Source organism: Clostridium sp. AN503 (assembly GCF_040719375.1).
In the GTDB taxonomy this organism is placed as follows: Bacteria; Bacillota; Clostridia; order Lachnospirales; family Lachnospiraceae; genus Brotaphodocola.
Map to the genome: position 1 here is coordinate 1337981 of NZ_JBFDTP010000002.1, position 21511 is coordinate 1359491.

The 21511-nt window shown below is 52.7% G+C and carries 17 protein-coding genes and 1 other RNA gene; 12 read left to right on the forward strand and 6 right to left on the reverse strand.

The genetic code is table 11. The annotated features are described in order from the left end of the window. Positions 1-283 precede the first annotated feature (283 nt). Both rnpB and AB1I67_RS13450 read left to right on the forward strand, forming a co-directional pair. Positions 284-632, forward strand: an RNA gene (gene rnpB, locus AB1I67_RS13445) — RNase P RNA component class A. 128 nt (positions 633-760) lie between these two features. After that, on the forward strand, positions 761-1765 hold the full coding sequence (locus tag AB1I67_RS13450; protein ID WP_367030373.1) for a hypothetical protein: 1005 nt from the start codon (positions 761-763) through the stop codon (positions 1763-1765). 33 nt (positions 1766-1798) lie between these two features. Here the strand turns inward: AB1I67_RS13450 and abc-f are convergent, their stop codons facing one another. After that, positions 1799-3745: a ribosomal protection-like ABC-F family protein gene (gene abc-f / locus AB1I67_RS13455; RefSeq protein WP_367030374.1), complete on the reverse strand. Its 1947-nt coding sequence runs from the start codon at positions 3743-3745 to the stop codon at positions 1799-1801. A gap of 245 nt (positions 3746-3990) precedes the next feature. Here abc-f and AB1I67_RS13460 point away from each other — a divergent pair, with 245 nt between their 5' ends. The 7 genes from AB1I67_RS13460 (at position 3991) to AB1I67_RS13490 (ending at position 11578) form a co-directional block, all read left to right on the forward strand. Continuing rightward, the gene (locus AB1I67_RS13460; protein ID WP_367030375.1) at positions 3991-4692 is read left to right on the forward strand and encodes a redox-sensing transcriptional repressor Rex; all 702 of its coding nucleotides are present in this window, start codon (positions 3991-3993) and stop codon (positions 4690-4692) included. Positions 4693-4820: 128 nt separating this feature from the next. Further along, positions 4821-6350, forward strand: coding sequence for an NAD(P)H-hydrate dehydratase (locus AB1I67_RS13465; RefSeq protein ID WP_367030376.1), 1530 nt, complete (start codon positions 4821-4823; stop codon positions 6348-6350). Between the two features lie 9 nt (positions 6351-6359). Further along, positions 6360-7565: an alanine racemase gene (gene alr, locus AB1I67_RS13470; RefSeq protein ID WP_367030377.1), complete on the forward strand. Its 1206-nt coding sequence runs from the start codon at positions 6360-6362 to the stop codon at positions 7563-7565. A 122-nt stretch (positions 7566-7687) separates the two neighbouring features. Then, the gene (locus AB1I67_RS13475) at positions 7688-8035 is read left to right on the forward strand and encodes a type II toxin-antitoxin system PemK/MazF family toxin (RefSeq protein ID WP_367030378.1); all 348 of its coding nucleotides are present in this window, start codon (positions 7688-7690) and stop codon (positions 8033-8035) included. 159 nt (positions 8036-8194) lie between these two features. Beyond that, on the forward strand, positions 8195-9166 hold the full coding sequence (locus AB1I67_RS13480; RefSeq protein ID WP_367030379.1) for a hemolysin family protein: 972 nt from the start codon (positions 8195-8197) through the stop codon (positions 9164-9166). Between the two features lie 133 nt (positions 9167-9299). Beyond that, positions 9300-10685, forward strand: a complete 1386-nt coding sequence (locus AB1I67_RS13485; protein ID WP_367030380.1) for an MATE family efflux transporter — start codon at positions 9300-9302, stop codon at positions 10683-10685. Positions 10686-10849: 164 nt separating this feature from the next. Further along, on the forward strand, positions 10850-11578 hold the full coding sequence (locus AB1I67_RS13490; protein WP_367030381.1) for a YebC/PmpR family DNA-binding transcriptional regulator: 729 nt from the start codon (positions 10850-10852) through the stop codon (positions 11576-11578). Positions 11579-11666: 88 nt separating this feature from the next. On the opposite strand, the gene AB1I67_RS13495 is transcribed toward AB1I67_RS13490, so the two are convergent. Next, on the reverse strand, positions 11667-12623 hold the full coding sequence (locus tag AB1I67_RS13495) for an AraC family transcriptional regulator (protein WP_367030382.1): 957 nt from the start codon (positions 12621-12623) through the stop codon (positions 11667-11669). A gap of 411 nt (positions 12624-13034) precedes the next feature. On the opposite strand from AB1I67_RS13495, the gene AB1I67_RS13500 reads away from it, so the two are divergent. The 3 genes from AB1I67_RS13500 (at position 13035) to AB1I67_RS13510 (ending at position 16145) form a co-directional block, all read left to right on the forward strand. Continuing rightward, complete coding sequence (locus tag AB1I67_RS13500; protein ID WP_367030383.1) at positions 13035-14324, forward strand: SLC13 family permease; 1290 nt, start codon at positions 13035-13037, stop codon at positions 14322-14324. 68 nt (positions 14325-14392) lie between these two features. Then, on the forward strand, positions 14393-15538 hold the full coding sequence (locus tag AB1I67_RS13505) for a mandelate racemase/muconate lactonizing enzyme family protein (protein WP_367030384.1): 1146 nt from the start codon (positions 14393-14395) through the stop codon (positions 15536-15538). 316 nt (positions 15539-15854) lie between these two features. Next, positions 15855-16145 (forward strand): hypothetical protein, encoded by a 291-nt coding sequence (locus AB1I67_RS13510; RefSeq protein WP_367030385.1) that lies wholly within the window; start codon positions 15855-15857, stop codon positions 16143-16145. 29 nt (positions 16146-16174) lie between these two features. Here AB1I67_RS13510 and AB1I67_RS13515 read toward each other — a convergent pair whose 3' ends face one another. From AB1I67_RS13515 to AB1I67_RS13530, 4 genes are all read right to left on the reverse strand, one after another. Further along, positions 16175-16459, reverse strand: coding sequence for a helix-turn-helix domain-containing protein (locus AB1I67_RS13515; protein ID WP_367032620.1), 285 nt, complete (start codon positions 16457-16459; stop codon positions 16175-16177). Between the two features lie 352 nt (positions 16460-16811). Continuing rightward, positions 16812-18467 (reverse strand): GDSL-type esterase/lipase family protein, encoded by a 1656-nt coding sequence (locus AB1I67_RS13520; RefSeq protein WP_367030386.1) that lies wholly within the window; start codon positions 18465-18467, stop codon positions 16812-16814. Between the two features lie 459 nt (positions 18468-18926). Then, positions 18927-20201 carry a 3-phosphoshikimate 1-carboxyvinyltransferase gene (gene aroA / locus AB1I67_RS13525; protein WP_367030387.1) on the reverse strand — a complete coding sequence of 425 codons (1275 nt, stop codon included), beginning with the start codon at positions 20199-20201 and terminating at the stop codon, positions 18927-18929. Positions 20202-20219: 18 nt separating this feature from the next. Next, complete coding sequence (locus AB1I67_RS13530) at positions 20220-21320, reverse strand: prephenate dehydrogenase (RefSeq protein WP_367030388.1); 1101 nt, start codon at positions 21318-21320, stop codon at positions 20220-20222. Between the last annotated feature and the right edge of the window lie 191 nt (positions 21321-21511).

Genomic DNA, 21511 nt, shown 5'->3' on the forward strand with positions numbered 1-21511 from the left:
ATGTCAACGTCAGTACCGTCAAGCCAGCGCCAATACCGCCGCCACTACCATTTTTTTGCAGCGGCAGAGAACACGTTGGCGAGGAAGGGCTGGGCTGGAGGAATGCTTACGGAGGCGTTGAAGCCCATCGGTACTTAGGCGCTGTATTTCAAGCGCCTTACGTACCGTTATGCGCTTCACCGAGCGAGAGCGCCCTCCGTAAGCATTCCTCCAGCCCAGCCCTTCCCTATCCAAAAACGTAAACATTGACACCCCCCAAAAACAATGGTAAAATAAAAAAGCTTGAGTAAGACAGATGGTCGCTGCCGCATGGCCGAAAGGCGGCGGGAGAGGAAAGTCCGGGCTTCACAGGGCAGGGTGCCAGATAACGTCTGGCGGAGGCGACTCCAGGGACAGTGCAACAGAAATATACCGCCGGTCTCAGGCCGGTAAGGGTGGAAGGGCAGTGTAAGAGACTACCGCCCGTCTGGTAACAGGCGGGGCACATGTAAACCCCATCCGAAGCAAAACCGAACAGAAAGCATAAGGCGGCCCGTCTGCTTTCGGGTAGGTTGCTTGAGCCAGGTGGCGACATCTGGCCTAGATAGATGACCATCCAACGACATAACCCGGCTTACCGTCTTGCTCACAACATGATTATGAGGGCTCTCCGCTTTGGCGGAGGGCTGTTTTTCCATATAAAGGCCTGTTGATACAGGCAGGGACAGAGAAGACAGGGACATACATATAGAGATATGCAGGCAGGAAGGATTGAGTGCCCGTGAAAAAATACAGGATATTTCCGCTTGTCCTGGCAGCGGTGATGGCAGTGCCGGCATTGCCGGTGATACCGGGGGCAGGACAGGCATTTGCCATGTCGGCGCCGGGCAGCGGGGGAGCCAACTGGCATTACAGCGACAGGGACCACCATTGGTATTATTATGACGAGGATCAGACTCCGCATACGGGCTGGCTCAAATATGAGGGCGAATGGTACTGGTTTGACCCGTCCGGCTGGATGGCAGATGGCGGGAGCCGGGGCATCGACGGGGTGACGTACCATTTTTATGCAAACGGGCATATGACGTGGAACCAGTATATCGGACTGAAATACTACGATGCGGATGGACAGCCGGATGAATCGCATGACATCCGTGTGATCGGTTCGGAAAATCCCACATCAGAGGATAAGGACCTGATCACGGATTATCTCTACGAGGTGCCCAGGTCCTGGATTGCCCAGTTTGTAAAGGACGGCTGGCAGTTCATGTTTTACAAGAAAAAGAAATATTTTGCGGCGCCCAGTACAGATATGGGGGTCTATTACGTTTATCACAGCGTGGACACCCATTACAAAAAGGCGAAGTTTACGGACGCAGATTCTATCCTGCAGGCGTTCGGCGAGTACGTGGGATATGCCGCGGGCTGCTATCAGGAGGGGGATGTGCGGATGCAGGAACTGTGGAATGATTACAATGCGCTGCACAGCCTGCTGGAGATACCGGATTACTATTCCAATGACAGCCAGTTCTACTTCGGAAAGCTGTTTGCGGCGTATCTGGATGGGGAGACGAAGGAGGATATGCTGCGCAATGCTCCCAGAGCCTGCGAGGTGCTTGAGGAGATCCTGCACATGAAGGACGACGAGGAGACCAGGGCCAGGCTGAAAGCAAAACGGGAAGCGGAGCGGAAGGAGGCTGCGGAGCGGGCGGCCAGGATCGCGGCGGAAGAAGGCTACGGGCCTGGTGTGAAAAGGCCGGAGGAAAGTACAGAAGCGGCAGAATAGATCAAAAGAGTCATAGAAAAGAAGAGCCGGCAGTTATTCCGCCAGCTCCTCCCACTGTTCATAGAGTTCTTCCAGCTTTGTCTGGATGGACTCTTTTTCATTGTTAAGTTCTAAAAGCTTATCCACATCCGTGTAGATCTCCTCCAGGGTTAAAAGCCCGTCAATCTCTGCATCGCGGGTTTCAAGGCGGTGGATCTCGTCCTCTGTTTTCTTTAGATCGTTCTGGCGTTTGCGGATGCGCGCCTGCTCCTCCTTCTGGGCTTTCCAGTCCTGCTTGACTTCAGATACGGCTTCTCCATTGCTGGAGGAAGAAACTCCGGAAGCCATAACAGAGTCGCCGGAATCAGCAGCCGGGGTCACGTAGAGGCTTGTCATCAGTTCTTTTTTCTCTAAGTAATAGTCGTAATTCCCGATATAATTAAGCAGCGTCCGACCAGTCAGCTCCAGGATCCGGGTGGCAGTCTGATTGATGAAATACCGGTCATGGGACACGTACAGAACTGTGCCGGTATAATTCTGCAGCGCATCCTCCAAGATCTCCTTGGAGGTAATATCTAAATGGTTGGTCGGCTCGTCCAGGATCAAGAAGTTCGCCTCCGAGAGCATCAGCTTTGCGAGGGAAACACGTCCCCGCTCCCCGCCGCTTAAATCGGAGATTCGCTTAAACACATCGTCGCCCGTAAATAAAAATGCGGCAAGGATATTGCGCACCTGGGTGTTGGTCAGGTTAGGGTAGGCGTCCTGGACCTCCTCAAACACAGTCTTTTCCATGTGGAGCACATGGTGCTCCTGGTCGTAGTAACCGACATGGACCTTGGAACCGAGGGTGATGGTCCCGGTATCGGCGGGCAGCATCCCGTTGATCAGCTTTAAAATGGTGGTCTTCCCGGTACCATTGTTGCCGATGATGGCAACCCGCTCGCCTCGTTTCACATCCATATCGATGTGGTCAAACAGCTTCTGGCTGCCAAAGGCCTTGCTTAAATCCCGGATGGTCAGCACGTCGTTGCCGCTGGTGATATTGGGCTCCAAAGCGATATGCATCTCATCATTGACTTCCACGGGCTTTTCAAGGACCTCGATCTTGGCAAGCATCTTTTCCCGGCTCTCCGCGCGTTTAATGGACTTTTCCCGGTTGAAGGATTTGAGCTTGGTGATCACTTCCTCCTGATGCCTGATCTCCTGCTGCTGGTTTAAATAGGCTTTCATCTGGGCGGCGCGGACCATGGCTTTTTTCTCGCTGTAGGCGGTGTAGTTGCCCTGGTAGACGGCGCTGCGGCCCTGTTCCAGCTCCACGATCTTTGTGACCACGCGGTTTAAGAAATACCGGTCATGGGCGACGATCACGACAGCCCCGTTGTAGTTTAAGAGATAGGTCTCAAGCCATGCGATGGATTCCATATCCAGATGGTTGGTCGGCTCGTCGAGAAGGATCACATCCGGGCGGGAGAGCAGGAGCCGGCCTAAGGATACGCGGGTCTTCTGGCCTCCCGACAGAGTAGTGACCTTTTTGTCAAATTCGTCCTCGCAAAAGCCCAGACCCTTTAAAACGCCGGTGATCTCACTCTGCCAGGCGTAGCCGTTTTCCAGCTCGAAGGTGTGGTTTAAGCGGCTGTAGGCGGAAAGCATCTGTTCCAGCTCTTCTCCCTGCGCATCCTTCATCTTCAGTTCCAGGCTGCGGATCTGCTGCTCCATCTCGATGATGGGGCGTTTTACTTCCTTAAGCTCCTCGTAGATGCTGCGGGAGCTGTCAAGATCCTGGTGCTGTGCCAGATAACCCAGGGTTTTTCCTTTGGACAGGACCACTTCGCCCTGGTCAGCAGCAAGTTCGCCGACGATGATCTTCAGCAGGGTAGATTTGCCGGCGCCGTTGATACCGACGATGGCGGCCTTTTCCTGGTCTTCTATATGGAAGGACACATCGGACAGGATCTGGTCTGTGCCGAATGCCTTGTTTATGTGATTGCACGATAATATCATAGGATATCACTCCGTTTCCTGCAGTATGTTTAAGTACAACTATTATATCTCAAGCTAGTATAATATAGCCTGCACTTTTTTTCAACATTTCTTTTCCCTTGAGTTTTTGCATTTTGCAGCGGAAACTTAAGCTCCTTTCCTTGTATAAATTTACAAACCTGCCGGAAATGTATGAAAACATATTTGACATAAAATTGACGAAAAGGTATAATAAAAGGAAGTTGATTGAATGAGAGGTGAATATCATGGAAGGTAGAGAGATATCTAAGGCGGTCATAACACGGCTTCCGAGATATTACCGTTATCTGGGGGAATTGCTGGAATCGGGGGTGGAGCGGATCTCGTCCAACGAGCTGAGCGTCAGGATGAGAGTGACGGCATCGCAGATCCGGCAGGATTTAAATAATTTCGGCGGCTTTGGCCAGCAGGGATATGGCTATAATGTCAAATATCTTTATACGGAGATCGGGAAGATACTGGGGATCGACCGGCAGCACAACCTGATCATCATCGGGGCCGGGAACCTGGGCCAGGCTATCGCCAATTATGCCAATTTTGAGAAGCGGGGATTTATCATCAAGGGAATGTTTGATATCAATCCCAGACTGATCGGCCTGGTGGTGCGCGGCATAGAGATCCGTGGTGTGGATGATCTGGAGCAGTTTATAAGGGACAACGATGTGCAGATGGCGGCGCTGACGATCCCCAAGACCAAAGCTCCCGAGATTGCCGACCGTCTGGTTGACGCAGGCATCAAAGCGATCTGGAATTTCGCCCATGTGGACTTAACGGTACCGGACGATGTGGTGGTGGAGAACGTACACCTGTCAGAGAGCCTGATGCGCCTGTCTTACCGCGTGTGCAGCATGCAGGACCGGATCGATGAAGAGAAGGAGCAGACAGAGATGAAACCTGCCAGGCAGGAAAAAGACAGTACAAGATCCTGATATATTGGGCATGCAAAAATATTCATAAAAATTCTCCGTGTGAGTTTGTTCACAAAGGAAAATTTTTATGAATATTTTTATAGGGCGGAAAATATCCCCGCTTCCACTTCAAAGGAGGTTTCGAGATCATGAAATACGCAGTAACCGGCAGCCAGATGAAGCAGATTGACAAGGATACCATAGACCGGATCAAAATCCCGTCCCTGGTTCTGATGGAGCGCGCAGCGCTGGCGGTGGCCGATGCAGCAGAGCGTATCCTTTCCCCGTCCTCTGCCCGCGTTCTGTCTGTCTGCGGAACCGGCAACAACGGCGCTGACGGTATTGCGGCAGCGCGTATTCTTAAATGCAGAGGATACGATGTGACGGTTCTTTTAGCAGGCAGCTTAGAGCATGCCTCACACGAGCACAGGGTCCAGCAGCAGATTGCGGAAAACCTGGATGTTCCGATGGTGGAGTACAGTGATTTTGTCCCGGGAAGCTGTGACGTGATCGTGGACGCTTTGTTCGGGATCGGATTGGGCAGGGAGATCGAGGGTGAATACCGAGAGCTTCTTAAGATGCTTGCTGAAAAACGCAGGTCGGGGGAAGCAAAGGTGGTGGCAGTAGATATCCCATCCGGCATCCATGCAGATACCGGTGCCGTTATGGGCGCTGCACTGCCGGCAGATATTACCGTGACTTTTGGATATTTAAAGACAGGCCTGATGCTGTATCCCGGCAGGAGCTATGCGGGGGCGGCAGAGGTGGCCGATATCGGATTTTCCCAGGTGAGCTTAACCTGCGCAGGCTGGGACGGGATGATACTGGAGCCGTCGGACCGGAGCCGGATTCCGGCGCGCCAGGCAGACGGCAATAAGGGAACGTTCGGAAAGCTGCTTGTCATAGCAGGTTCTGTGGGCATGAGCGGTGCCGCTTATTTAAGCGCGCTTGCCGCCTACCGGGCGGGAGCAGGGCTGGTGAAGATCCTGACGGTCCCGGAGAACCGGGCAGTCCTCCAGGCCCAGCTTCCCGAGGCGATCGTAGAGACCTGCGATCCGGAAGCGATCACACCTTACAGCGATGCAGAAGATGGGGAGAGCTTCCGGACGGTCCTGGAAAGCCAGTGCGACTGGGCGGATGCCATTGTCCTGGGGCCGGGCCTGGGCCAGGAAGCTTATGTGGAATACCTGGTGGAGGCTGTGCTTTCCCACGCCTATGTGCCGATCGTGCTGGATGCGGACGGACTGAATACAGTTGCGGCCCATCCTTATCTGACCCGGTATTTTACGGAAAATATCATTATCACCCCTCACATGGGAGAGATGGCGCGGCTGTGCGCCTGTCCGGTGGAGGAGCTGAAGGCGGACCCGGTGCGGGCGGCAAGGGAGTACAGCGGCAGGTACGGTGTGGTCTGTGTGATGAAGGATGCGGCCACGGTGACCGCCGATAAGGACGGCAATGTGTATTTAAATCCCAGCGGCTGCAGCGCCATGGCGAAGGCTGGTTCCGGGGATGTACTTTCAGGCACGGTCGCCGGGCTGTTGGCGAGAGGGATGGAGTGTGCGGAGGCAGCGGCCTTCGGCGTTTATCTCCACGGGCTTGCAGGAGAAGCCGCAGCAGCAGAATACGGTGAGAACGGCCTGCTTGCACACAATATCGCGGACTGCTTACACTGTTAGGAAGGATACATGAAAAGGGAGAATGACATGAAGACCTATACAAGAGTCTATGCACCCATAGACCTGGATGCAGTCGTTTATAATATGGAGTCCATGAAAAAGAATATCTCACCGGATACGGGGATGATCGGCGTGGTGAAAACGGATGGTTACGGGCATGGGGCCGTGCCTGTAGCGCAGGCTGTTGACCCATATGTAGCGGGATATGCGGTGGCGACCATCGACGAGGCGCTGAACCTGCGCCGCCATGGAGTTGTAAAACCGGTCCTGATCCTGGGTGTGACACACGTAAGCCGATATGAGGAGCTGCTGGAGCATGACATCCGCCCTGCGGTCTTTACCATGGAACAGGCAAAGCCCCTGTCAGATCTGGCGGTGCGGGCTGGAAGAACGGCCAATATCCATCTGGCCCTGGATACCGGTATGAGCCGCATCGGCATGACCCCGGATGAGCAGGGAGCGGACCTGGCAGCAGGGATCGCAGGACTTCCCGGCATCCGGGCGGAGGGATTGTTTACCCACTTTGCCAGGGCGGATGAGACCGACAAAAAAGAGGCACAGGCCCAGCTCTCGCGCTATCTGCATTTTGTGGAGCTTTTAAAGGAGCGGGGAGTGGACATCCCGGTAAAGCACTGCTCCAACAGCGCCGGGATCATCGACCTGCCTTCGGCGAATCTGGATCTGGTGCGGGCGGGCATCTCCATATACGGCCTGTATCCGTCTGATGAGGTGGATAAAAACAGAGTGCCTCTAAAGCCCGCGATGGGGCTAAAGAGTTTTGTGACTTATGTAAAGACTTTAGAGCCGGGGCAGGCAGTGAGCTATGGAGGCACCTTTGTGGCGGAGCGATCCATGCGGGTTGCGACTATTCCTGTGGGCTACGGCGATGGGTATCCCCGGAATCTTTCCGGAAAAGGGCATGTGCTGATCCATGGGAAACGTGCGGCGATCCTGGGCCGCGTCTGCATGGACCAGTTCATGGTGGATGTGACGGACATCCCGGATGTGGATGTGGATACAGAGGTGACTCTGATCGGAACAGATGGGAAAGACCAGATCCGGGTGGAGGAGCTTTCGGATCTATGCGGGCGGTTCCACTATGAACTGGTATGCGATATTGGAAAACGGGTGCCGCGTGTTTATATCCGGCATGGAGAGGTGGTTGGAACAAAGGATTATTTTGACGATCCGTATCCAGGCTTTGGTCTGGACTGACGTTTGGAGCATTTTTCTATTAACAGGACTTCCGTCTGAGGCATAAATTAATCATGGAGAGGTATACGCCGGTCAAAAAGAGGTAATAATACCCTTGAAGAAAATTGACGGAGTGTGAAACTGTGATAATCAGACGAGGAGATATTTATTATGCAGACCTGCGTCCGGTGGTGGGCTCAGAGCAGGGCGGAGTCCGTCCCGTGCTCATCATCCAGAATGACGTTGGCAATAAACACAGCCCCACAGTGATCTGTGCGGCGATTACATCCAAGATGAACAAGGCGAAGCTGCCGACCCATGTGGAACTGGACACGCGAAAATGTGATATGATAAAAGATTCGGTGATCCTTTTGGAACAGCTCAGGACAATTGACAAGCAAAGGCTGAAAGAACGGATCTGCCATATTGACGACGAACTGCAGGAAAAGGTGAATCGAGCATTGATGGTGAGCCTGGAACTGACTACATAGTTCGTTTGAGACTGGTATTTCGTCATTGACGAAATACCAGATATTTAGTAAAATGTCCACGTAGGCAGCAGGCGGCGCGATGAGGCGGCCGTACATTACAGCCCCGTTTTACCCGGCACAGGGCACGGCGGAATGATAAAAGGAGTATGAAAAGCAGATATGGACGATGGCTATTCGGGCCTGGGAATGATCCTGGGTATAGCGGCAGTCGTTTTGATTGTCGTCTATCTCTTCTGGAGATATAAAAAATCCAAAGAGGAAAACGTAACAGAAGAAGATATCATGACGATGGTCAATGAGGGACATGAGCAGGGGGTTTTAGAGTCCAGCGAGGCGGAGATGATCACCAACATTTTTGAGTTTGATGACAAGGAAGCCAGCGATATCATGACCCACCGGAAGAATATTATAGCGCTGGATGGATCTGTAACTTTAAAAGAGGCGGCCCGGTTCGTTTTGAAGGAAGGGAAGAATTCCCGTTTTCCGGTATACGGCAAGGATCTGGACGATATCATTGGCACTGTACATATGCGGGATGTGCTGATCCACGCGGAGAATTCACAGGAGTCCCGGATGGCCCTTGCCAATGTTCCAGGTGTTCTGCGACCGGCACACTTTATCCCGGAGACACGCAATATCAACTCTCTGTTCAAAGAGATGCAGTCCCAGAAGATCCATATGGAGATTGTCATAGATGAGTACGGCCAGACCGCGGGCCTGGTCACCATGGAGGATATCTTAGAAGAGATCGTGGGGAATATCCTGGACGAGTACGATGTGGACGAGGAGTTCATCGTGCATGGGGAGGGAGATGCCCTGATCATGAGCGGAATGACGCCTCTTGAGGACGCCCAGGATGAGCTTAAGATTGAATTTCCTGAGGAGGATCTGGATAACTATGATACCATCAACGGACTTTTGATCTCCAAGCTGGACCGTATCCCGGATGAGGACGAGCAGCCGGAGGTTCGGTATTTGGGTTATCTTTTCTCTGTTATCAAGGTGGAGAACAAGATGATCCATTCTGTCAGAGTGACGAAGCAGCCGGAGGCGGAGCAGAGCGCGGAGGTGGAATCCGGGGAAGGCGTTTTCGAGGGCAGGGACAAGAGAGACCGGGACAAGAAAGACTGAGAGTAAGCTTTATAAACAGGGCTGCATTTGGCCCGGACAGAGGAAACGCCTTTTCCTGACAGATAAAGGCGTTTCTTTTGCGGTAAAACAAAGAACAAGCAGATATATAACATTCAGACAGATAGGATAAAATATGAGACAGATGATACAGGATACAAAAGACATGCTGCGGGATAAGACATTTCTGCAGAAGGCGCTCACGATCGCATTCCCCGTGGCGATGCAGGGGATGTTAAACACCATCGTCAACCTGGTGGATACCATGATGATCGGGACCTTGGGTGAGACGGCGATCGCGGCGGTGGGACTGGCAAACAAGGTATTCTTTGTGTTTTCCCTGCTGGTATTCGGTGTGGTCAGCGGCTCCGGCGTGCTGGCGGCACAGTACTGGGGCAACCGGGATGTGAAGAACATCCGCAAGGTACTGGGGCTTGCACTTATGATCTCCGTTTTTGGGGCGCTTTGTTTTGTTGTTCCGTCAGAGCTGCAGCCGAAAGCGGTAATGAGGATCTTTACTACAAGTGAAGGTGCGATCGCAGTAGGAGCGGCATACCTGGCGGTAGCAGCCCTGTCCTATCCGTTTACGGCGGTCACCAATACCTATGTGGCAATGCTGCGTGCGGTGGGACAGGTGAAGGCGCCTGTGATCATAAGCTGCATGACCATTTTGATCAATATCACCTTCAACTATATCCTGATCTTCGGGCATTTCGGCGCTCCGGCCATGGGAGCCGTGGGTGCGGCGGTAGCGACGCTGTTAGCCAGGGTGGTGGAATGTACGGCGATCATTGGTGTGACTTACTATACCCGTTCTCCGATCGCCTGCCATGTGAGGGATCTGTTTGGCTACAGCCAGGCATTTATCAGACAGTTTGTCTCCACCTGCAGTCCGGTGATCGCCAACGAATTCATGTGGGGGCTTGGGACGACCATGTATTCTCTTGCCTATGGACGGATGGGAGATAACGCGGTAGCGGCTATTACCATAGCAACCACCATCCAGGACATTGTTGTGGTCCTGTTCCAGGGCCTGAGTGCAGCGACAGCTGTCATACTGGGTCACGAGATGGGCGGCGGGCATTTAAAGCGGGCGGAGAAATACGCAAAGAATTTCTTTATTCTCCAGTTTTTAGTAACGCTGGCTGCCATGGCTATCTGCTATGGGATCCGGGGAAATATCATCGGCATGTACCGGATCACCCCGGAAGTAGCCAGGGACGTGAACCTGTGCCTGATGGTATTTATCCTCTATATGCCGGCGAAGATGTTCAACTATGTCAATGTGGTGGGCGTACTCAGAAGCGGCGGTGACACCAGGGTCTGCCTGTTTATCGACACCAGCGGAGTGTGGTTTATCGGGATACCCATGGCGTTTATCGGCGGTCTGTATTTAAAACAGGCTATCTATGTGGTATATGGGATGGTGATGATCGAAGAGATATACAAAGCAATCATCGGCTATATCCGCTACCGCCAGAAGAAATGGCTCAGGAACTTAAACGCAGAACTGCAGGGCTGAGCGACAGCTTTTAATGGCTGACGAGGCGGTCTGGATACGGAGGATCTTACATGAGGGAACCCTAAATGCAGCAGAAATACTTGATATTCTGTAAAAATAATGCTAGAATAGAAAAGATGTTTTTTGAACAAGGACGAAAAGAGAAGGATAAGGAGCTGTGAGTTATGTCAGGACATTCAAAGTTTGCCAATATCAAACACAAAAAAGAGAGAAATGATGCTGCAAAAGGCAAGATTTTTACCGTGATCGGCCGTGAGATCGCTGTGGCTGTAAAAGAGGGCGGTGCGGACCCGGCTAACAACAGCCGTCTGCGTGATGTGATCGCCAAGGCAAAGGCCAACAACATGCCAAATGACACCATTGACCGCGGCATCAAAAAGGCCGCTGGAGATGCCAATGCAGTTAACTACGAGGTACTGACCTACGAGGGTTACGGCCCGAACGGCGTGGCGATCATCGTAGATACCCTGACCGACAACAAGAACCGTACCGCGGCTAATGTGAGAAGCGCATTTACCAAGGGCAACGGCAACGTAGGGGCACAGGGCAGCGTGTCCTTCATGTTTGACAAGAAGGGACAGATCGTTATCGACAAGGAAGAGTGCGATATGGATCCGGATGAGCTGATGATGCTGGCGCTGGATGCCGGGGCTGAGGATTTCGCCGAGGAAGATGACAGCTATGAGGTTATCACTGATCCGGATGATTTCAGCAAGGTGCGCGAAGCGCTTGAGGCGGAGAAGATCCCGATGATGCAGGCGGAAGTGACCATGATCCCGCAGACCTGGGTGGAGCTGACCGACGAGGAGGATATCAAGCGGATGAACAAGCTTCTTGATCTGCTGGATGACGACGATGACGTACAGGCGGTCTATCACAACTGGGATGAATAAGATCTGAGCGTATTATAGCCATAAGAGAACCATGATCACATGATCAAATTGACGAGAGGCTTTGCCCATGATGGGAAAGCCTCTTTTTTTACGGGGTATTTGTGGTCGCGTCCGGCAGCCGCAGATACTCATGAAGCTTTTCACAGACGACAGGATGCGTTGCGGAGATCAGATTCCGATGCTTTCCCCTGGACACCATATTCGCTGTTTTTATGCGGGTGCGGTACTGGGCGGGCGAATAACCAAAGATGTCGCGGAAGCGCTTATTAAATGTCTTCAGATCGGGAAATCCGTTCCCGATTGCTATCTCGGTCAGGGTCTTGTCGGTGACAGCCAATTCCATGACGGCCTCCTGGAAACGGATCCGGATCAGGTACTCATAGAAATTAATTCCGGTGGTGTGTTTAAACAGGGTGGAGATGTAGGTCCGGTTGTATTGAAAATAGGCGGCAAGGTCCTCCAGGGTGATCTTCTCCCGGTAATGCTCCTCCATATAGAGGATCAGCCGGTGTATGATCTCCTGATGCTGTTCCCCCTGATCCTGCCGGATCGGTACCATCTGCGGATCAAACATGCGGCACAGGGTTGATACCAGAAGTTCCAGGCTGGCCTTGGCGGTCAGCGATGCATAGGGACCGCCTGATGCCGCCGCGTCCAGGATCTGTGCGGCATAAAAGCGCAGGAACTGATATTCTGGCTTATTTCTTGTGTCATTGGTGGACAGGCATTGGGGAAAGACAAACCGGTATCCTTTTTTCAGAAACGGTTTAAAGACTGCCTGTGAAAAACGCAGCACCAGGGCGCTTGTATGTTCTTTCTGTGCCAGTGAGGCGTGTCCGGTGCCCGGCCCCGTCAGGACCACGTCATCCTCGCACATGATAAACTTTTCCGTGCCGCGGCAGAATTCCTGCTCCCCGCTCAGAAGGATATCAAGCTCAAACTCCGTCTGGTGCCAGTGATAGCGGTAATTCAATATCTCATGGGCGTAGCACGATAAGTAGATATTGTCCCTGGGCCACTGCAGATCATAATAATCCTGTTCCATATATCCCTCCAAAATAAAAAATCCAAATATTTTCCCTGTTCAAAAAGTTTGAGACGATATTTGCCCATCCTCTTTTGTTCCCATACTATCGCATAAAATATGGTTTGTCAAGCGTTTGAATTTTGGTTAAAACTGATAATTCCAACACACTGTTTTTGTTATAATCGCAAAAATAAAAACTGTTTAAAAGAGAATACATACAGGGATAATGTTTGGATAAAATTGTATCCGGAACTGCGCTTTTTAATGAGATTTAAACGAGAGAGCAGGAATCTCTCTTTTTTTATTGCAAATACTCCCAACGACAGGATGGAAATGTTCTGGTAGTTTATAAAAGAACGGTCGTGCATGGGCCCGCCGGCCGGTAGTAGAAACGCAAAAAAGCAAAAGAAGGAAAGAGGGAGTGGACGTATGAATGAACAATTAATTATCTGTATTGTGATTTTTGCAGTAACCTTACTCAGCTACATTTTAAACAGGATACCCATGTGGGTTACATCCCTGTTGTCGCTGGCAGCCCTGTATGTTACCGGATGCATAGATTCTGCCGGGGCGTTGTCCGGCTTCTCCAACACGAATACGATCTTGATGGGTACCATGTTTGTTGTGGCTGCCGGATTCCGCCGGACTTCCATGGTGGATACCATGTGCAAAGGACTTATGAAGATGACCCGCGGCTCGTTCCGCATGGCTTATCTTGGATATTTGATCCTGGCAGCCATCCTGACGAATTTTATTGCAAGCCCCATGGTCGTTTATGCGATCGTGTCCCCGCTTTTGGCGGCTCTCTGCGATAATACGGGAACCAGCCGGTCCAAAATGATGTTTCCCATGATGGTCGTCTGTGTATCCTGCTGTGGGATACTTCCGCTTCCGACTGCGATCCAGATGGCAGGGCAGTTCAGCGGATTTTTAGAGACTTACGGTTTTGATATGGTGTTCCAGCCGGTGAATTTCCTGATCGGGGCATGGCCGGTCCTGTTTGTATCCATTCTCTGGGCGCTGTTTTTAGGACCGAAATTCTGTCCGGAGGAACCGGTGCTTCCGATCACCACAAAAGCGGACAAGGGACAGACTGGGCAGCAGAAGCTTTCTCCTTTTGCGGATAAGGCAGGAATCCTGATCTTTTTCGTGACGATTTTTGCACTGATCTTTTCGGCCCAGCTTCACCTGGCTACCTGGCTGATCGCTCTGGTGGGAAGCCTGCTGATGGTCTTGGTGGGAACCGTGGACCAGAAAGCGGCTCTCCGGGATATTCCGTGGGATATGCTGATGTTGTTTGCGGGAGCCCTTGCACTTGGAAACGGTCTGACAGCTACGGGAGCAGGTGATGCCATCGGCAACTGGCTTGCAGTCGCAGTGGGTGGAACACATAACAACTATGTGTTAGGCGCGTTGTTCTTCCTTATTCCGTTCTGCATTACACAGTTTATGCTGAACCGTGCGGTGTCGGCTGTATTTGTCCCGATCTGCCTGCTCACATGCCAGGCGCTGGGCGCCAATCCCATTGGACTGATCCTTCTGGTCAATGCGGGAAGCCTGACCGCTTTCCTGACTCCCATGGCAACCCCGGCTGTTGCCATGTGTATGAGCGACGGAGGATATGATCTGAAGACGATTATAAAAAGTGGTTCCCTGATCACGCTGATCCTTCCCGTTGTGTATATTTTTTATACCATGACGGTGTTCCCGGCGTTTTAACAGGTGATGGCAGCGGGAGGAGAACCGACAAAATTTCACAGGGAATATATCATTTCAGGAGGTCACAGATGAAAATAACAGACGTGAAACTTATATTTGCAAAGCATTATCTTTTTGTCCATGTCTGCACCGATGAAGGAATCACCGGTCTGGGCGAGGCGGGAAACTGGGGGTATCTGGATGCCACGGCGGCGGCTGTCAGAAAGTTCATCCCCTATTTGATCGGAAAAGATCCATTTCGCATCGAAGACATCAATCAGAATTTATACCGTTCCGTGTATTTCCGCGGTTCCGTGATCATGAGCGCCATCTCTGCGATCGATATTGCCCTCTGGGATATCAAGGGCAAAAAGCTGGGAGTGCCGGTCTTTGAGCTGTTGGGGGGAAGGGTTCGGGAGAAAGTCCGTGTATATGCCTCGCCCATGAGTAAAGCCACGGATCCTGACACGCTGGTATCCGGGTACCGGGAGCTGAAAAAGCAGGGATTTAACGCTGCAAAGATCTTTGTAAACGGTCCGGTGCGCAGTCAGGATGGACGGGACGAGTTCTTTTCCGGACGGGTGGAGGATGAACTGGAGAAGGTCCGAATCTGCCGGGAGGCCGTGGGCCCGGATTTTGATCTGATCCTGGAGGTTCACCGGGGAATGACTATGCCGGAAGCAGTCGCCTTTGGCCGTGAGGTTGCAAAATACCGTCCGATGGTGTTGGAGGACCCGGTTACCCCGGATAATATTGATACCATGGCGGAGGTGGCTTCCAGGGTCCATGTCCCCATCGCCACAGGGGAACGGTTCATAAACTTAAAGGAGTTTGAGATGCTTCTGTGCCGTCATGCGGCCCAGTATATCCGTCCGGATGTATGTGCCGTGGGCGGGATCACAACCAGCAAAAAGATCTGCGCGGTTGCGGAGGCCCATGACGTGCTTGTCATACCCCACAATCCTTTAGGGCCTGTGTCCACAGCTGCCTGCCTTCAGATCTGTGCTTCGATTCCCAACCTGGGGATCCAGGAGCTTCCGGAATTCTGCTTAAACGGTGCAGAGGATGCAATGGTGAAGCAGCCCCTGCGCTTTGAGAACGGCTGCATGCTGATCCCTGATGCACCAGGTATCGGAGTTGAACTGGCGGAGGATGCCCCAGAGCGCTATCCGGCAAACGAGAGAGGGAGCAATGAAGCAAGAAGGGCTTTTGACGGAGCGGTCAAAGACTGGTGACCGGTTGGAAGGGAGCTTAAAAAAGAAGGGTAAGAGGGTGTTGGTATGAACACAGATATGCTGACTGCAGTCAGTTGTTCATTTCGCTGGATCAACTGCCAGTGCTTTGAGATCAGGCTGCCAGGTGGAAAAACGATCATTACGGATCCCTGTTATGATTATCCGGAAAACCCGGACTCACCTCTTGCGGATCTGTTCCGCTTGAGAGGATTTACTACAAATGACATAGACGCCTGTGATTATATTATCTTAAATCATACACATGGCGACCATATTGCCAATCTCGGAGAATTGATCGGGCGGTACCAACGACGGCATGGACGAGCGGCTGAGAGAGCTTTGCCCCAATATTGCCCTGCGCAACAAGATCACCAACGATCTGGATGTGGAACAGGTTGCCGGAGACTGGTATCAGTTTATGGCCCAAAGCCGCGCGCAGTTTGTGATCCCCATGCATTTTGAGGTGTGGGAAAACCAGGAGCCGGGTTTTGCAAAACAAACCTTCCGGCGTGCAAATGAAAAAGCGGAGCAGTCCGGAGTGCATTGCAGGATCATGTCGCCGGAGCGGACACAGTGGTATCAGGTGTCCATGGGGATCGGTAAGTAGATATCAGAAAAGAAAAAGGATGGCGTGAGTCATCCTTTTTTAACCTTTGCCTGATAGGCCTCCCCCCAGTTCCACATCGCGTCTAAAATGGGTTTCAGGCTATGTCCTGTCTCGGTCAGGGAATATTCGACTCGCGGCGGAACTTCCGCATAGACTTTGCGGTGAACGAGACCCTGCGCTTCCATGTCCCGGAGCTGAGCAGTCAATACTTTTTGCGACACATGGCCAATAGACTTTTTTAATTCGCCAAATCGTTTCGTACCTGGCAGCAGATCCCGCAGGATGAGTATCTTCCATTTATTTTCGATCAACATCAGCGTTGTTTCTACAGGGCAGGCCGGCAATTCTGTTTTCTCCAAATCCTCACATCCCTTCCAATAGTATCTTTTTGATATCTGGGGTATAATTTTATCCTTACCATATATTTATACCCTACAACCTTATTATAAGAGTGGAAAGAGCAAAATACAAGCTCTCTAAAATCATTTTAAAAATAAAGGTAACCGTAATGAACGATGTTGTGAAGCTTTTGGAAGTTAACCCGCCCCAAGAGTACATACTGTAAGCAGATATAGAAGAAAGCCCCGTAAGCGATGCGCTTATGAGGCCTTTTCTGGTTGTAGCCATATGGTTTTGCAGAGACTGATCGTTATCCGTTCATTCTGCTTACTGCATGATCAGGTTGATATTCCGGAAGGTTACATCCGCGCCCCGTGCCACGAACATCCCCACATACACATTGCTGGAATCCAGTGCGGTCAGAGGGAAATCAAAGCCTGCGGAAACCGGCGGGTTGTCGCCGAAGATGCAGGTGTAGCCGTCTGAGGACTTGCGGATCTCCATATGGACGGTCTCGCCGGCGCTGTAGGTCTTGGTGGCAGTGGTGCCGCCGATCAGCTCGCCGTTTTTGCGGGCAAAGCAGTTCCAGGGCTGGTCGGAGGCGGACATCAGAGGACCGGCGGCAACATAGTCGCCTAAGGTGTCGTTGAGTACCGTATCCAGATAGATGTCATCCCGGACCATCAGGCCGAAGGAGTTTAAGTTGGTGTTGTTTAAGCTGTTGATGGTCACATCTGTGGTCAGGGTAAAGTTCCTGTCTGCGGGAACCGCCTGGTAGTACATGGCGATGCCGTCACTTCCCGGAGCGATCTTGCCGACCGGATAATTGCGGATGGCGGAGGAGTTTACACCCACTGCCATCTGGATGGAACCGTCGCTGTTTGGCTGCATCTGGAAATACATGTTGTTCAAATATTCATAGCCGTCTACATCTCCGAATACAGTTCCTTTCCAGTCGCCTGCAGGGGACCAGAAGGAGCTTAAGGAAGTGGGTGCGGTAAATGACCGGCCCGCGTAGTTAGGATTCAGGGAGGTGTCGGAATATACCGGCGGCTGCGGATTGGCGATCACGTAGTTTTTAAGGTCGCAGTTAGTCTGAAGCAGCTCGTCCACAATAAACCAGGCGTTGCAGGCCGCGCCGTAAAGGTTGGTGTGGGTGTTGTCGATGCTGACTTCCCTCTCGGAAGTCCATGCATGGCGGTTCTTCACGCCGTCGGCGCCCAGGCGCTCGTAGACGTCTCGGGTGCGGGCGGTTAAGTCCAGCACTGGAACACTCTTGCCAACACCCAGCTTTTTGATGGCTTTGGCATAATCGCCGCCGGAGAAATTTCCTTCTTCGTTCTTAACATCGGAGGTGATATGGCCGCTTTCACCGGTGTAGTTGTTGCCGCGGTCCCGGCGCACGATCGGAGTGCATAAGATCGGGGTGACGCCCCGTTCTCTTGCTTCCTGAATGTATTTGTCAAAGAGGTAGTTCTGGAAGGACCCGACGATGCTTACGGAACCGTTCGGGTTGGTGTAGCGTCCCAATTCCGCCCGTTCGTCATTGTGACCGAAGCCGATGATCAGGTAATCGCCCTTCTTCATGTTCTGGAGCAGGTGGCTGTACTGTACGGTGTCCAGATAGCTTTTGGAGCTGGTTCCGGATACGGCCAGGTTCTGGATATTGATACCGTTAAAATACTGGCCCAGCTGGGTGCCCCAGCCGTAGCGGGGGGAGTAGTAGGTATCGTCCTGGAAGGCCGCAGCCGTGGAGTCTCCCACGATCCACAGGGTAGGCTGGTTCTGGACGGTCCCGGTGACGCCTGTGGGGCCGCCGCTTAAAGGCGAGGGACTGGAAGGCCCCTGGCCGGACTGGTTTGTTTCAGACGGAGCCATGCCCGCCGTTACGGATGCCAGTGCGGGGACTGCGGAAAATGCGGTGGTCACTGCACAGGCGCAGCCTATCAGAAGTGCTTTGATACGGGTGAGTCTTTTCTTCATGTATGTATTCTCCTAAGCTAGATTTTAATTCCAATATTCCACATTATACATGATTGGGGTTTGATTGCCAAGCGGTTTGGGAGATCGTAAGATTTTTTTAATGAACGGCGGAGGGGAACGTCCGCAAATGGGGGCAGGGGATGAAATCGGGGACCGGAGGCGGATTGTCGTCGGCGGGAAATCCTAACTTTGTGGCAGCGGCGAAACCGGGGCGCCGGGGACAGTCGAACCGAATTCTTGATGAATTCGCTTCTCCGGTCCCCTCTCAGCCTGACGTGGTGCGTCAGGCTGAGTCCCCGGTTTTGCCGCTGCCGCAAGCTAAGGATTTCTTCGCCTCCGCAATATGCCTCCGGTCCCCGATTTCATCCCCTGCCCCCATTTGCGGACTGTGCCCTGGCGGCCGCTGGGAAGGAAGGGCAAAACCTAAGAGCAAAAACTTAAAAGCAGAGTTTGATTGGTTTAATGTTTTAGGCGTTCTAAGTCGGTGTAGAACTCTGGGTAGGAGATGTTGACGCATTCGGCGCCCAGGATCTCGGTTTCGCCGTCGGCGAGGCAGGCGGTGACGGCGAAGGTCATGGCGATGCGGTGGTCCAGTTTGCTGTCGATGACGGCGCCGTGGAGTGGTTTGCCGCCGTGGATGATCATGCCGTCTTCGGTTTCTTCTACGTCGGCGCCCATGGCGTTTAGGTTGCGGACCATGACTTCGATGCGGTTGGATTCTTTGACTTTTAGCTCGGCGGCGTCGCGGATGATCGTGTCGCCTTCTGCGAAACAGGCCATGGCGGCGATCATGGGCAGCTCGTCGATCAAGGTGGGGATGATGGGGCCGCTTATGACTGTGCCGTGGAGGGCGCTGCTGCGGACCAGGAGGTCGGCGGTCGGTTCTCCGTCGGATCTGGGGTTTAGCAGCGTGATGTTGGCGCCCATGTCGCGGCATACGTGAAGGATGCCGTCACGGGTCGGGTTGATGCCTACGCCCTGGATCAGGATCTCGGAGCCTGGGATCAGAAGGCCGGCGGCTATGAAGAAGGCGGCGGAGGAGATGTCGCCTGGGATCATGATCTGCTGGCCGTATAGTTCGGAGGCTGGGCGGATGATGGCTGTGGTGCCTTCGGTGCGGACGTCTGCGCCGAAACGGGAGAGCATCAGCTCTGTGTGGTTTCGGGAGATGTAGGGTTCGGTTACCCTGGTGTCGCCGTCGGCGTAGAGACCGGCCAGGAGAATAGCTGATTTGACCTGGGCGGAGGCTACGGGTGACTGGTAGTGGATGCCGTGGAGGGGGCTTCCTGTTATCTCAAGGGGGGCGCAGCCATTTCCGCGTAAGCTGCGGATCTGGGCGCCCATCTGGGCGAGTGGGTCTATGATCCGTTTCATGGGGCGCTTCTGGATGGAAGCGTCACCGGTCAGGGTTACGGTGAAATCCTGGGCCGCCAGGATGCCGGAGATCAGTCTTGTGGTGGTGCCGCTGTTGCCGCAGTCTAAGGTGGAATGCGGTTTTTTTAAGCCGTGAAGGCCGTTTCCGTGTATCAGGACGGCGGAGCCGTTATTTTCTATCTCGACGCCCATGCTGCGGAAGCAGGATATGGTGGAAAGGCAGTCTGCACCCTGTAAAAAATGATGGATCTCCGTGGTGCCTTTGGCGATGGAGCCAAACATGACGCTCCGGTGGGAGACGGATTTGTCGCCGGGAATGGTGATCTCTCCTCTGAGAGCACTGCATTTGCTGAATTTCATGTGGTTGTCCTCCTGGTCCTACTGGGTCTTTATTAGTTCGTAGTTGTATTTTTTGAGCTGCTCCCATGCCTGGTTCATGGCCTGTTCGTCGTAGAAGGTGATCCTCAGGGCCCCTTCCCCGTGCTCGCGGTTGTGGTTGATGCCGATGTTGCAGATGCTGATTCCCCGTGCGCTTAAGATGCAGGACAGGGTGGAGATGCCGCCCGGCTCGTCCACGATGTCTACAGTGAAGGAGTAATCCGGCGTCACGGAGCCGCGGGTGGCATCGGAGATGGAACTGCGGTAGGCCCGGGAGGTGTCAAACAGGCTGTGGACGGCGGAGCTGTCCCTGTTTTGCAGGTCGTTGTAAATCTGCTGCAGGGAGGATATGTAGGCTTCGAGCATCTGAAGGATATTGTCGGTGTTGGTCATGCAGATCTGCTCCCATACCTCAGGGGAGGAGGAGGCGATCCGCGTGATGTCCTTAAAACCGCCTGCCGCAAGGCGTTTCATCAGGCCCTCCTGGTTGTCGCAGTCTTTTACCAGGTTTACCAGGCTGGATGCGATCAGGTGGGGCAGATGGCTGATGGCTGCCGTGATCCGGTCATGCTCCCGGTAGTCTAAAACGATCGGGATGGAGCCAGTCAGCTTTGCCACGGCTACCATGCGCTCTGTGTCTGCCTCGCAGGTCTTTGCGGTCGGGGTGATGATGTAGTAGGCGTTTTCCAGAAGGTGGTCGGTGGCGTTTTCATAGCCGGTCTTCTCGGAACCGGCCATGGGATGGCCGCCGATAAACACATCCTCCATGCCAAGGTCTGTTACTACCTGATGGATGTTGGTCTTGGTGCTGCCCACGTCTGTAAGGATGGCGCCAGGTTTTAAGTATGGGCGGATAGAGGATAAGTACTGGGCATTGTATTCCACCGGGGTGCATAAAAAAATAATATCACATTCCAGGAGCTCCGCCCCCACGCCGTCCAGGATCACATCCACGATACCGTCCTGGTGTGCCTGCTCAAGCTTGGAGCGGGTGCGCATATAGGCAAGGATCTTCGCGTCCGGGCAGGAGCGCCGGATCCCTTTTGCGATCGAGCCGCCGATCAGCCCGAAACCGATAAAGCCAAAGGTAGAATCTTTCACAGTAAATTCCTCCGTTGTAATCACTATAATAACTGGTATTTTACCCTATGGGGACGGGGGTGTCAATACTTCAATACGTTACACTTCGACGCTTTAAAGTGAATGAATAAAATAATTTGTGCAAATCGTCTGTTTTGCTTGAAATTTTCTAACTTTTTTAGTAAAATGTCATCATAAGACTAATTTTGAAG